This window comes from Shewanella sp. MM_2022_3, assembly GCF_022557375.1.
Lineage (GTDB): Bacteria > Pseudomonadota > Gammaproteobacteria > Enterobacterales > Shewanellaceae > Shewanella > Shewanella xiamenensis.
This window is the reverse complement of sequence record NZ_JAKZGV010000014.1, coordinates 72,882-86,957: the sequence shown is the minus strand read 5'-3', so window position 1 is coordinate 86,957 and position 14,076 is coordinate 72,882. Positions and strand designations below refer to the sequence as shown.

12 protein-coding genes are annotated in these 14,076 nt (G+C 48.6%); 2 read left to right on the top strand and 10 right to left on the bottom strand.

What is annotated here, in order from left to right:
• Positions 1 to 239, top strand: a 239-nt coding sequence (locus tag MMG82_RS10325; RefSeq protein WP_241406817.1) for a hypothetical protein, incomplete at its 5' end; no start/stop codon positions are given.
• 151 nt (positions 240 to 390) lie between these two features.
• On the opposite strand, the gene secA is transcribed toward MMG82_RS10325, so the two are convergent.
• Positions 391 to 3,117: a preprotein translocase subunit SecA gene (gene secA, locus MMG82_RS10320; protein ID WP_241406816.1), complete on the bottom strand. Its 2,727-nt coding sequence runs from the start codon at positions 3,115 to 3,117 to the stop codon at positions 391 to 393.
• Positions 3,118 to 3,177: 60 nt separating this feature from the next.
• Positions 3,178 to 4,077 (bottom strand): M23 family metallopeptidase, encoded by a 900-nt coding sequence (locus MMG82_RS10315; protein ID WP_037428847.1) that lies wholly within the window; start codon positions 4,075 to 4,077, stop codon positions 3,178 to 3,180.
• 27 nt (positions 4,078 to 4,104) lie between these two features.
• On the opposite strand from MMG82_RS10315, the gene MMG82_RS10310 reads away from it, so the two are divergent.
• Complete coding sequence (locus MMG82_RS10310) at positions 4,105 to 4,551, top strand: DciA family protein (RefSeq protein WP_037422811.1); 447 nt, start codon at positions 4,105 to 4,107, stop codon at positions 4,549 to 4,551.
• Between the two features lie 13 nt (positions 4,552 to 4,564).
• Here MMG82_RS10310 and lpxC read toward each other — a convergent pair whose 3' ends face one another.
• The 8 genes from lpxC to murD form a co-directional block, all read right to left on the bottom strand.
• The gene (gene lpxC / locus MMG82_RS10305; protein WP_203432612.1) at positions 4,565 to 5,485 is read right to left on the bottom strand and encodes a UDP-3-O-acyl-N-acetylglucosamine deacetylase; all 921 of its coding nucleotides are present in this window, start codon (positions 5,483 to 5,485) and stop codon (positions 4,565 to 4,567) included.
• Between the two features lie 179 nt (positions 5,486 to 5,664).
• On the bottom strand, positions 5,665 to 6,852 hold the full coding sequence (gene ftsZ, locus MMG82_RS10300) for a cell division protein FtsZ (protein ID WP_011624294.1): 1,188 nt from the start codon (positions 6,850 to 6,852) through the stop codon (positions 5,665 to 5,667).
• Positions 6,853 to 6,879: 27 nt separating this feature from the next.
• A complete protein-coding gene (ftsA, locus tag MMG82_RS10295) occupies positions 6,880 to 8,115 on the bottom strand; it encodes a cell division protein FtsA (protein ID WP_011073897.1) in 1,236 nt (411 codons plus the stop codon).
• Entirely contained in the window at positions 8,096 to 8,845 is a 750-nt protein-coding gene (locus tag MMG82_RS10290; protein WP_037428855.1) for a cell division protein FtsQ/DivIB, read from the bottom strand. The genes ftsA and MMG82_RS10290 overlap by 20 nt, the downstream gene beginning before the upstream one ends.
• A gap of 151 nt (positions 8,846 to 8,996) precedes the next feature.
• Positions 8,997 to 10,463, bottom strand: coding sequence for a UDP-N-acetylmuramate--L-alanine ligase (murC, locus tag MMG82_RS10285; protein WP_037422821.1), 1,467 nt, complete (start codon positions 10,461 to 10,463; stop codon positions 8,997 to 8,999).
• A gap of 2 nt (positions 10,464 to 10,465) precedes the next feature.
• Positions 10,466 to 11,554, bottom strand: coding sequence for an undecaprenyldiphospho-muramoylpentapeptide beta-N-acetylglucosaminyltransferase (gene murG, locus MMG82_RS10280; protein WP_069454149.1), 1,089 nt, complete (start codon positions 11,552 to 11,554; stop codon positions 10,466 to 10,468).
• A complete protein-coding gene (gene ftsW, locus MMG82_RS10275; RefSeq protein WP_037422827.1) occupies positions 11,554 to 12,765 on the bottom strand; it encodes a cell division protein FtsW in 1,212 nt (403 codons plus the stop codon). The genes murG and ftsW overlap by 1 nt, the downstream gene beginning before the upstream one ends.
• Positions 12,755 to 14,074: a UDP-N-acetylmuramoyl-L-alanine--D-glutamate ligase gene (murD, locus tag MMG82_RS10270; RefSeq protein WP_047536139.1), complete on the bottom strand. Its 1,320-nt coding sequence runs from the start codon at positions 14,072 to 14,074 to the stop codon at positions 12,755 to 12,757. The genes ftsW and murD overlap by 11 nt, the downstream gene beginning before the upstream one ends.
• Positions 14,075 to 14,076 lie beyond the last annotated feature (2 nt).

Genomic DNA, 14,076 nt, shown 5'->3' with positions numbered 1-14,076 from the left:
AGTTTTTTAAACTTTCTTTTCGCTCATCAAGGACTGAATCACTTGATGAACTGGCACTTGAAACTGCGTATCGCTGTCTGCCGTGTCAGTGGATGCGCATTATAGGCAGCGGAACTTTTTGTGCAAGCGCTTTTTTGTATTTTTTCGATCTTTTTTCAATAGTTTCAGTTAGTCACAAAGTACCCACTAGTTACCCCCAACGTTATCCACAAAAGGCAATTTTACTGCTTTATTTGTGAACAAAGCATGACTTACCATAACTGGAAGGCTGGAGATTCAAATAAGCTTTATATAGATGCAGACAGATTCAATGATTTGTATCTGGCTTTGAGTAGGCATGAAAAAGGCGACTATTACAGTCGCCTTTTAGAATTAGGTGCACGTGTTGAATTAGCTTAGCTTACCGTGACACTGCTTATATTTACGGCCAGAGCCACAAGGACAAGGATCGTTACGGCCAACTTTATCGCCATCGCGGATCATTGGTGTGTGCGCCATCATCTCGTCGCTACCATCATCCCCACCAACTAAGGCTTCGGCTGCTGCGTGCTGGTAGTCGCGTAGGATCTTAGCATCTTCTTCACGACGACGAGCTTCCATTTCTTCAACATCAGATTGGGCTTGCACTTGAACTTTAGACAACACGCTAATCACGTCATGTTTCAGCGTATTCAGCAATTGTTGGAACAGTTCGAATGACTCACGCTTATACTCTTGCTTTGGATTCTTCTGTGCGTAACCACGTAAGTGGATGCCTTGGCGTAAATGATCCATTGCGGCTAAATGCTCTTTCCACAAGCCATCGAGGGTTTGTAGCATCACTGCTTTTTCGAATTGGCGCAGTACTGAGGCACCGACCATTTCTTCTTTGGCTTTATAAGCATCTGACCAAGAAGTGATAATACGCTCACGCAGGCTTTCTTCGTGTAAGTCGTCTTCTTTATCGAGCCATTCTTGGATTGGCAGTTTAAGCATAAACTCTTGGTTTAGGCGCTGCTCTAACCCAGGAACATCCCATAACTCTTCTACTGATTGTGGTGGAATGTACTGATCGATTACCGCACCAATTACATCGTCTTGGATGTTTTTAATCGTGTCTTCAATACTTTCCGCATCCATCAACTCATTACGCTGGGCGTAAACCACTTGGCGCTGATCGTTTGCCACGTCATCGAATTCAAGTAATTGCTTACGAATATCGAAGTTACGTGCTTCTACTTTACGTTGAGCATTTTCGATTGCACGAGACACCCATGGATGTTCGATCGCTTCGCCTTCTTCCATGCCCAGCTTCTTCATCATGCCGGAGACGCGATCAGAAGCGAAGATACGCATTAAACTATCTTCCATCGACAGGTAGAAACGTGAAGAGCCAGCATCACCTTGACGGCCCGCACGACCACGTAGCTGGTTGTCGATACGACGTGATTCGTGGCGCTCGGTACCGAGAATGTGTAAACCACCCGCAGCAACGACTTCGTCATGACGCACTTGCCAATCAGCTTTGATCTTGGCTTTTTGCTCTGGGGTAGGATTTTCCAGCGCCTCGATTTCCATATTCCAGTTGCCACCAAGCACGATGTCGGTACCACGACCCGCCATGTTAGTGGCAATGGTTACGGCGCCAGTACGGCCAGCTTGGGCAACAATCTCGGCTTCTTTTTCATGGAACTTGGCGTTAAGCACTTGGTGCGGGATCTTTTCCTTCACCATTAAGCGCGCTAACAGTTCTGACTGTTCGATAGAAACGGTACCGACCAATACAGGTTGGCCACGCTCGCGGCAGTCTTTGATGTCTTTAATAATCGCTTGATACTTTTCATTAGCGGTTAAGTAAACTAAATCCGCCATATCCTTACGGACCATTGGACGGTTGGTTGGCACCACAACGGTATCTAAACCATAGATGTGTTGAAACTCAAACGCCTCGGTATCAGCAGTACCTGTCATACCCGCTAACTTCTCATATAAACGGAAGTAGTTTTGGAAGGTAATCGATGCAAGAGTTTGGTTTTCGTTTTGAATACGAACACCTTCTTTGGCTTCAACAGCTTGATGTAAACCTTCTGACCAACGACGACCTGGCATAGTACGACCAGTGTGTTCATCAACGATGATCACTTCGCCATCTTGAACTATATAGTCCACATCACGCTCAAATAAGGTATGAGCACGTAGTGCAGCGTTCACATGGTGCAGTAGCGAAATATTGGCTGCTGAGTAAAGTGAGTCGCCTTCGGCTAACATGCCACGTTCAATCAGCAGGTTTTCAACCTTCTCTTGACCGCGTTCAGTAAAGTGCACTTGTTTGGCTTTTTCATCAATGGTGTAGTCGCCTTCGCCCACATACTCTTCAGAGTCTTCTTTATCTTGACGGATAAGATTGGGGATAAGCGTGTTGATCTTGATGTAAAGCTCAGAGCTGTCTTCCGCTGCACCCGAGATAATCAATGGCGTGCGGGCTTCGTCGATAAGGATTGAGTCGACTTCGTCGATAAGTGCATAGTGTAATGGACGTTGAACACGCTCTTGTGGTGAAAACGCCATGTTGTCGCGCAGATAATCGAAACCAAATTCATTGTTGGTACCGTAGGTAATATCGGCGTTATAGGCATCTTTCTTCGCCTGTTGGCTAAGGCCAGCAACGTTAATCCCAACAGTTAAACCTAAGAATTCGAACAGTGGACGGTTATTCTCAGCATCACGGCGTGCTAAGTAATCGTTGACGGTAATAACGTGAACGCCTTTGCCCGTTAAGGCATTTAAGTAAGCAGGCAGTGTTGCGGTTAAAGTTTTACCTTCACCCGTACGCATTTCAGCGATACGGTTACTATCAAGTACCATACCACCGAGTAACTGCACGTCGAAGTGACGCATTTCGAACACACGCTTAGATGCTTCACGCACGGTGGCAAACGCTTCCGCCATAATGCTATCTAATGAAGCGCCCGCAGCTAAACGCTCACGAAACTCTGCGGTTTTCGCTTTAAGCTGCTCATCGGTTAATTTTTCATAATCGGCTTCAAGCGCATTAATCTTATTAACTACTTTTTGTAACCCTTTAAGGGTACGGTCGTTGCGACTACCAAATACTTTTGTCAGTAATTTACCAAACATCTGAATCACTTATTTTCTGTAGGCCAAGTCCATGATGGAAACTAGAAGCCAATGTTTCAATTAACTTGCTTTGCGGTAGACAAACTTTTGTGGATCTATCTGCTGTCCGCCACGCAACACTTCATAATGCACATGAGCCCCTGTTGAGCGCCCAGTGCTTCCCATACTGGCGATGGTTTCGCCTTTAGCGACCACATCACCTACAGCTACTGACAAAGCTTTATTATGGCCATAGCGTGTACGTAAACCGTTACCATGGTCGATTTCGACCAATTCGCCATAACCAAACATATTCCCAGCCCAAGTCACCACGCCTGCTGCAGTCGCGACAACTTTAGCCCCTTCCCGACCGGTAAAATCGATCCCTTTGTGCATGGTTCGACGACCGTTAAAAGGGTCATTACGTAATCCGTAGGGCGACGATAACCAACCTTTATCGAGTGGGAGCCCTGATACATAACGTTCAGCATCTATATGGTGGTTAGATGACACTGTTTCAAGTAGTGATAGTTGAACATTATTGTTGTCAATTCGTGACGCCAGTTTATCCATATCTTCGATAAGCTGACTAATTTCGATATTTGAGCCTAATTCGCTTAAACCACCAACCCCAACTTCAGATGAGAAATCAAAGTCTTCATCCAATTTGTTTTGTTTTGCGACTTGTTGACCTAAGGCCTCGAGACGGGTGATTTTAGCTTGCATGCGCGCGACATGGGTCGCCAGCATGGCTAGCTGTGACTCTGTGGCACTTTTAAGCTCTAAGACTTGCTTCTTTTGTTGTTCGCGTTGGATTCGATCGTTATCAACACTGGCTTGCTGATTTTCAAACTTAGCAGAGTTGTGTTGATAAATACCGGCACCAGTAGCTAACAATAGCATGGGAAGGATCAACCAGCGTTTACTGGGTTGCCAGCGCGTAACGCCATTCCGACCTTGAATAAATACTGTTACACTCATAGCCTAATTCAGCCATCTTATTATCATATGAAAAAGCCCCCTCAGGATCTCAGCCAATTACTACACCAATCAGGCACATTACCCGACATAGCTGAGAAAGCGGAACTACTTTTATATCTGGATCAGCACGTGAAGCAGATTGTCGCAGGTCCTGTTGCGGAGCAGCTGAAAGTCGCTAATTTCCGCCAGGGTGTTCTTGTAGTTGAAACCACTTCGGCAGCATGGGCCGCACGAATTAATTTCCAAAAGCCGAAACTACTCGCGCAGCTTCAAGCAGAAACGCTCCCAATCCTTACCGCAATTGAAGTTAAAGTCAACCCGAGATTAGCATTGTATGACGCAAAGCCGAAACAGGCGCATAAGGCACTGAGTCCAGCCGCTGCAGAACATATTGCCGCACTTGCAGAAAATGTGAGCGGGACACTAGGCGAAAAACTAAAACGGCTGGCCACATTGGCCAGCCGTAATAAGTAAACATCAGACGCAATTAAGCGAAGACCGCGCCACCAGGTACAGCAAAGCTAACGGGGACATCGGCTTCTTTCTCAAAGCTCACTAACTCCCACGCATCTTGCTGCGCCAATAAGGCACGTACTAACTGGTTATTCAGAGCATGACCCGTTTTATAGGCAGTAAACTCACCAAGAATGGCGTGTCCTGCCACATAGAGATCACCAAACGCATCTAAAATTTTGTGCTTAACGAACTCATCCTCATAACGCAGGCCGTCGGGGTTGAGGACGCGATATTCATCAAGTACAACTGCGTTTTCCATGCTGCCACCTAATGCTAGGTTATTCGCACGCAGATATTCAATATCACGCATAAAACCAAAAGTACGAGCGCGGCTAATGTCTTTAACAAAAGCTGAAGTAGAGAAGTCCATCACCACATGCTGTTGGCTGCGAGCAATTTCGGGGTGAGCAAAGTCAATTTTAAAGTTGACTCTAAAACCTTTGAAAGGCTTGAGCTCGGCCCACTTATCACCGTCTTCAACACGCACAGGGCGTTTAATCTTTAAGTACTTCTTAGGTGCAGACTGCTCTTTAATACCCGCAGACTGAAGTAAGAAGACAAATGGGCTCGCACTGCCATCCATAATTGGGATTTCAGGGGCGTCCACTTCGATTACGGCGTTATCAATGCCTAAACCCGCTAAGGCTGCAAATAAATGCTCAATAGTCGAAATACGAATACCTTCGTCATTGACAAGTGCCGTGCACATCGTGGTTTCGCGAACTTGTTCCGCCTTTGCAGGAATAGCAACGGCAGGACTAATATCGGTACGCACAAGTACGATCCCTGTATTGACTGGTGCGGGCATAATGCTCAAGGTGACTTTATTCCCAGAGTGCAAACCGACTCCGGTAGCTTTCACCATTTTTTGAACAGTTCTTTGAAATATCATTCAGTTACCCGTTTAGATTTCAATAATTAAGCCTAATATTTGCGCACACAGCGGCAGCAAAACGACCACATAGGTTCGACATAGTAACATAAGTTAGCTATGTCATACAAATGTCGTCATTGGGTGGTATTGCCGATAGAGCAATACATCACCCGATACGCTGGACTCAAATACCTGTTTTAATCAGCTTGCTTACGCAAAAACGCTGGGATATCTAAGTAATCCAATTCATGCTTTGTTGAAGGCGCTGGCGCAGGAGCAGGTGCTGGCGATGCAGGTAATACGTTACCCTTTGGCGCCGCATAGCTCACATGAGTTGCTTCTTCGACATAAGCTTCAACTTTTGGTTCCACAACCACTGGTTCTGGACGTGGTGCTGGCTTAGAAACTAATTGGATATCAGGACGCTTTTCAGCACCAATACCCGTTGCAACTACGGTTACGCGCAGTTCGTCGCTCATTTCTGGGTCGATAACCGCACCCACAACCACGGTAGCATTGTCAGAAGCATAAGCTTTAACATGGTTACCAACAGTTTCAAATTCTTCGATGCTCATGTCCATACCTGCGGTAATGTTAACTAACACACCACGGGCACCGGCTAAGTCGATGTCTTCTAATAATGGGCTGGCTACAGCAGCTTCAGCCGCTTCTTCTGCACGGTCTTCACCACGTGCAACACCAGTGCCCATCATGGCATTACCCATTTCAGACATAACGGTTTTCACGTCCGCAAAGTCGACGTTAATCAGACCTGGGCGAGTAATCAGCTCAGCAATACCTTGTACTGCGCCGAGTAACACGTTATTCGCTGCGGCAAACGCATCGAGTAATGACGTACCACGACCCAATACTTTTAATAATTTTTCGTTAGGGATAGTGATTAGCGAATCCACGTGCTTAGCAAGCTCAGCGATACCTTGCTCGGCATAAGCCATGCGCTTTTTGCCTTCGAAAGGGAAAGGCTTAGTCACGACCGCAACCGTTAAGATGCCTTCTTCACGAGCGATTTGAGCAACAACTGGCGCAGCACCTGTACCAGTACCACCGCCCATACCGGCGGCGATAAAGATCATGTCTGAGCCTTTGATCGCTGCACGAATGTTTTCGCGGTCTTCTTCCGCTGCGGCACGACCCACTTCGGGGTTGGCGCCAGCGCCAAGACCTTTAGTGACATCGCGACCTAATTGAATCGTTGAGCCAGCGCCAGATTTACGTAGCGCCTGTGCGTCTGTATTGGTAACGACAAACTCAACACCTTCAATGTTGTGTTTGACCATATGTTCGACAGCGTTACCGCCGCCGCCGCCAACGCCGATGACTTTAATCACCGCGTCGTCTGAGTGAGTGTCCATGATCTCAAACATTGTCTGATCTCCGTGTTGCCTGCGTTATTAAAATTCACCCTTAAACCAGCTTTGGACCCGATTCCAAGCACTGGTAACCCCTTGACGCTCAGGACGCTCGAATTGACGCTCAAGCACCCGTCTTGCACCGTAGTGAAGCAATCCAACCCCAGTGGAGTAAATAGACTGATCCACGTATTCGTATAACCCTTTAACTGGCAATGGTGAGGCGACGCGAACAGGCATACCAAAGGTTGCCTCCGCAATGTCCACCACGCCTTGAATCGACGCCGTACCACCTGTTAGCACGATACCTGCGGCGATTTGGTCTTCTAAACCACTGTCTTTCAGCTCCTTGAGCACTAACTCAAATAGCTCTTGATATCTCGGCTCAACCACTTCGGCCAAAGTATGGCGCGACATGCTACGCGATGGGCGACCACCCACCGAAGGCACTTCGATACTGTCTTCGCGGCTCACCATGGAGCTGCGTGCACAGGCGAACTGCACTTTAATTTGTTCGGCATGTGACGACGGCGTGCGGAAAATCTTCGCGATATCGTTGGTCACTTGGTTACCCGCAACGGGCACAACCGCGCAATGACGTAGCGCACCATTGGTATACACGGCGATGTCCGTCGTGCCACCGCCGATATCGACGATACACACACCTAAGTCTTTTTCATCAAAGGTTAATACCGCATCCGCCGACGCAATGCCGGAGAACACTAAGTCATCGACCTTCAAACCACAGCGCTCAACACTCTTAGTGATGTTCTTCGCCATATCATTGGCGCAGGTCACTATGTGTACCTTGGCTTCCATCCGCATGCCTGACATGCCGATAGGGCTGCGAATGCCGTCTTGTACGTCAATCGCGTATTCCTGCGGTAACACATGCAGAATACGACGTTCGGTCGGGATCTTCACCGAGCGCGCAGTGTGGATCACGTTGTCGACGTCTTCCTGTGTCACTTCTTCATCGTTAATCGACACCATGCCATTTTCGTTTTGGCAGGCGATATGTTTACCGGAAATGCTTAGGTAAACCGATGATACTTGGCAGTCTGCCATTAATTCCGCTTGATCGAGCGCGCGTTGCACACTGCGCACGATGGAGTCTAAATCGTTAACGCCACCTTTATCCATGCCCCTTGAAGGGTGGTTACCAAGGCCGACTATGCTGATTTCGCCATCGGGCAGAACTTCGCCTATGATCACTGCGACTTTAGAGGTTCCTATGTCCAATCCGACGATCAGATTTCTATCTTGGTTTTTGGTCATTAATTATCGGCTCTCTTGTTTGTGCATCGCCCCAGCCTACGGCCAACCCTGTGTCGTAGCGCAAATCCACTCTGGCAATCGGTTTATCTTGTTTCGCCAATAATGGGTAAACAGTGATAAACCTTTGTATCCTTGCCATTTTATCTTCTCGACCTAGGTCTAAAACAATACCGTTACCTAGTGTCGCGTGCCACGCATGACGTGGTGTTAAACTCAAATTGGCTAAGGTAAAGCCATTAATCTTCAGTAGCGAGTTAACCTGCGCGTAGGCGGTTAACACTTCGGTCCCCATATCATCTGGCCCAGATAAATAAGGCAGATGCTCTAACTCAGGGTGCGATGGCGCTTCAAACACTTCACCATGCACATTGAGCCAAGCGGTGCCATTCCAATGGGCGACCGGTTGTTGCTCCTGTAAATACACCCTGAGTTTCGCAGGCCATTCACGTCTCACTGACGCACGATACACCCAAGGTAAAGCTTCTAATGCCTGTTGCACTAAGGTGATGTCAGCACTAAAAAAACTCCGCTGCATTAAATCCTGTAGTGCAATTTGTATATCCCTATCTGTGGTGTAAGTCCGCTCACCTTTAATGGCGACCGCTTCAATGGGCAAAGTGCTGGCATCATTTAAAAACTTATGTAGCAGGTAGCCGCCAAAAACAAAACTACCAATGACTAACCATAAAAAACCAATCCCACTCCACAAGTACCAATTAACCCGTGACATCCTCGCCCGCCAGTGTCGCCTCTTATCACTCCAAGACACGTTTGTTTCCACCCTTCAACGACACTACTAAAAACCACAGAAAACCGGCCATTATATAGCGCTAAAACCTCGGATCAACATTTCCTTTAAATCCAAGTTGTCACGCAATTCATCAAGGTTTTACCTCGGTTGTCACAGCCGTGCTAAAGCCTAATTCAGTGGCGGCTAACTGACGCGACAAGGCACCTATATTACCTGCACCTTGGGTCAACAATAAATCCCCTTCCTGCAACACATCGGGTAGCACTTCGGCTAACTGATCTGGGCTAGCAATAAAGATGGGGTCTAACTGCCCACGCAAACGAATCGAACGGCATAGAGCCCGACCGTCGGCACCGGGGATCGGTGCTTCACCGGCACTATACACATCGAGCAATAGCAAGCAATCTACCTGAGATAACACTTCAATAAAGTCTTCGTACAGATCGCGAGTACGAGTGTATCTGTGTGGCTGATAAGCCATCACTAAACGTTTGTCAGGCCAGCCTGCACGCGCCGCTTTAATGGTCGCCGCCACTTCGCTGGGGTGGTGACCATAATCATCCACTAACATCACTTCGCCCTTTGGCGTCGCGAACTTGCCTAAGTGTTGGAAACGACGACCAATACCCTGGAATTCAGCCAAGGCTTGAATGATGGCGCTATCATCAATTTCATCTTCTGTCGCCACGGCAATCGCTGCCAGTGCATTTAATACATTGTGCTGACCCGGCAGATTAAGCAGCAGGTCTAAATCTTCTTTGCCTTTACGTCTGACGGTAAAGCGGCATTGGTGACCCTGCTGATGGAAATTCAGCGCCTGCACGTCGGCATCGTCACTGAAGCCATAGGTGATCATATGACGACCTATACGCGGCATAATCTCACGTACGACTGGATCATCGATACAAACGACAGCCACGCCATAGAATGGCAGGTTATGCAAAAAGTCGACGAAGGTCGATTTGAGCTTTTCAAAATCACCACCGTAGGTATCCATATGATCGGCTTCGATATTCGTCACTACGCTGACCATAGGTTGCAGATGCAGGAAGCTCGCATCACTTTCGTCTGCTTCGGCTATCAGGTAACGGCTTGTCCCTAAGCGGGCATTGGTGCCAGCGCTGTTAAGTAAACCACCGATAACAAAAGTTGGATCGCGCCCCGCTTGACCATACAAACTGGCAATCAAACTGGTGGTCGTGGTTTTACCGTGAGTTCCTGCAATCGCTACACCATGGCGATAACGCATCAACTCAGCCAACATCTCAGCGCGGCGCACGATAGGAATACGCAATTCCTTCGCCGCAATAATCTCTGGATTCTCAGGATTAATCGCGGTCGAGACCACCACCACATCGGCTTGCTGCACGTTATCGGCACCATGGCCGATATGGATTTTCGCGCCCAGCAGGCAGAGTCTGTCCGTCACGGCGTTTTGCGCGATATCAGAACCACTAACGACATAACCTTCGTTTACTAATACTTCAGCGATCCCGCCCATGCCCGCGCCGCCAATACCGACGAAATGAATACGCTTAATCCGGCGCATTTCTGGGATCATACTTCTTAGCTGTAAGTATCTTTCTGTCTTAGTCATACCTATCCTTTCTCGGCGAGAGCGATACACACTTGGGCCACCTGCTCGGTCGCATCCAACACGGCAACATCTCTCGCTCTTTGGCCCATTTGGGCTAATTCTGCTCTGTCATTGGCGAGTAACTGTAATTTACTCACCAGCTTATTCACGTCCAAGATGGCCTGCGGCAATAGGAAAGCGGCGCCAGCCTCAACCAATACTTGGGCGTTACGGGTCTGATGATCATCCACAGCATGGGGATAAGGCACCAGAATACTCGGAAGTCCCACCGCCGCTAACTCGGATACCGTCAGCGCGCCAGCGCGGCACAATACCACATCTGCCCAGCGATAGGCGGCTTCCATGTCATCAATAAATTCGGCAACGTTAACGCCGCCCTCTTGTCCTTGCTGTTGATAAGCCGACTTCACTCCTGCCAGATTATCCTTACCCACTTGATGCCAAACCGTAATCGACTGCTGTTTACTGAGCGCAGCCACGACTTCAGGCATTAAGTCGTTAAAGACTTTGGCGCCTAAGCTGCCGCCTACCACCAAGACTTTTAAGGCATCATCCGCGGCTTGCTTAGGCTCGGCACCTAAGGCAATTAACTCGCGACGGATGGGGTTACCCACCACCTTTGCCTTAACCTGAGTGAAGGTATTTTTAAAGGCGCATAATACTTGGCTAGCGATCCGCGAGAGTAATTTATTAGTCATTCCCGGAATGGCATTTTGCTCATGCAACACTAAGGGCACGCCCGCTAATTTCGCGGCTACACCACCCGGGCCACTGGCAAAACCGCCCATCCCTAGCACCACATCGGGTTTAAATTCGGCAATCACTGCCTTGGCTTGCAGAATCGAGCGCACCACTTTAAAAGGCGCCGCCAATTTACGCACTAAGCCATTGCCACGCACGCCCTTGATGTCGATAAAATCGATGTCGAAGCCATACTGAGGCACTAAACGCGCCTCCATGCGGTCGGCGGTGCCCAACCAACGCACTTGCCAACCTTGCTGCGCTAAATATTTTGCCACTGCGAGCGCCGGGAACACATGTCCACCCGTGCCGCCTGCCATGACTAAAATACGTTTACCCGCGTCGGTCATTACTTCAATCTCCCTTGCACGGCCTGAACTAAACTCATGCGCCGCTCATAATCGATGCGTAGCAATGTCATTGCGGCCGCCGTCATGACCCATAAACTACTGCCACCGTAACTCACAAAGGGCAGTGTTAACCCTTTAGTAGGTAACATACCAATGCTTGCGCCCACATTAACGACGGTCTGAAAACAGATCCAAATCCCAATGGCATAGGCCAGATAACCTTCGAAGGCTTTGTCCATCACCAGGCATAAATTGCCCAGACGAATGGCCCTTAATGCCACAAACAGCAACACGGATAGCACCGCGATAATGCCGATAAACCCTAACTCTTCACCAATCACGGCAAAGATAAAGTCGGTGTGTGCCTCGGGGAGGTACTCCAACTTTTGAATACTGTTGCCAAGGCCCTGGCCGAACCAATCACCTCGGCCGTAGGCCATCAGCGATTGAGTTAACTGGTAGCCACTACCAAACGGATCTTGCCAAGGGTCTAAAAACGATGTCACCCGGCGCATACGATAAGGCTCGAGCAGTACCAGCGCGACGAAAGCTAAAATGCCAGCAAAGATCAGCGCGAAAAAGTCCAGCAACCGAGCACCCGCGAGAAACAACAGTCCAACAGTGCCGACAAACAACACCACCACAGTGCCTAAGTCGGGCTGCATCAAAATCAAAATCGCGTAAATCGCAAATACCGCAATCGGCTTATAGAAGCCCTTAGCATTTTCACGCACTTCCTGATGACGGCGCACCAGATAGCCCGCCATGTACACAGAAAACGCAAACTTAGCGACCTCGGCCACTTGAATACGGATTGGACCGATTGATAACCAACGGGTCGCACCGTTGACTGTGGTACCCACAACCAACACCGCCAGTAACATCAAAAATACAACCAGCAGCATGATAGGGCTCATCCGCTGCCAAGTTTGCATTTCAACCCTCAGCACAAATGCGGCAATCACTAAACATCCCAACAGATAACCCACATGGCGAGTCATAAAATGGAATGGGTTACCCGTCAGTGTTTGTGCCTCGGGCATAGAGGCCGACATCACCATTACAAAACCAAAGCCAATCAAAGACAAAACAGCAGTGAGCAAAGCCCGATCGTACAATTGCGCGCCCGGGACTTCGGTATCTCGTTGCCAGTTAGGCAGTGCATTCAGCACTCGCCCAAACAGGCTGAGCTGTCTTGCATCACTCGCCATCGAGTTGCTCCACTTGGCTTCTAAAATCATCACCACGGGCCATAAAGTTGCTGTACATATCCAGACTTGCACAGGCGGGCGACAACAACACAATATCACCCGAAGTCGCTAATTGAGCGGCCTTAGCAACAGCGGCAGCCATTGAATCAACCTTAATAGCGCCTTCTTTCAGCGCGGCAATCTTATTACCATCTCTACCTAAGGTAATGAGGTGAGTCACTTTTGTTAACGGCTCGGCCAGTGGACTGAAATCCGCACCTTTACCATCGCCGCCAGCAATCAAAATAATGTCGCCGAGGTGATCGCTTAAACCATCAAGGGCCGCAACAGTAGCGCCGACATTGGTTGCTTTAGAGTCATTCACATAGGTCACACCACCTTTGACCCCTACCACTTCGCAACGGTGAGAAAGGCCAGTAAAGGTGCGAGCCACTTTGGCCATCACTTGCTTATCCACACCCACGGCATAAACCAGCGCCATCGCAGCAAGTAAGTTGGCATGGTTATGGCTACCAATCAGCGACACTTCGGTGATTGGCATGATTTCACTGTGGCCGTGATAAATTTTGCTGTCACAAATGCCCCACTCATCACCCTCGGGCGGCGCTAAACCAAAGCTGTTTTGGTTCATGGGTTCAGTTGGGATAGTCAGCGCATCATCACGGTTAAAAATGATGGAACGACTTTGATGATACAAACGTAGTTTGGCCTTCCGATAGGCATCCATATCGCTGTACCTGTCCATATGATCTTCCGTCACGTTTAAACAGGTTGAGGCCACACAATTCAAGCTATGGGTGGTTTCCAGCTGGAAACTCGATAACTCAAGCACAAAAATATCCGCATTCTCTTGCAGCAAATCCAGCGCCGGAGTACCAATATTGCCTCCCACAGCAACAGCAATGCCTGCTTCTCGCAGCATTTCGCCCACTAAGGTGGTCACTGTCGTTTTGCCATTTGAGCCCGTAATCCCAATCACGCATGGTTTACGGTCAGCAATTTCACGGGCAAATAACTCAATATCACCAATGACTTCAATCCCCATATCCAGAGCAGCGCGCACTTCGGGAGTATCAATCGCAATCCCAGGGCTGATAATGATTTGCGTCGCCTGCACTAGATAACGGCAATCAAATCCGCCAGCAATTAATTGCACCTCAGGGAATGAGCTTGCCAGCGTTTCGGCACCGGGAGGCTGGCGACGGCTATCCATCACCAACGGCGTAATGCCTTTTCCACACAAATAGCGCACTACCGAGAGCCCTGTGGCACCCAAACCTAATACTATGTGTGAATAATGACTTTGCATGA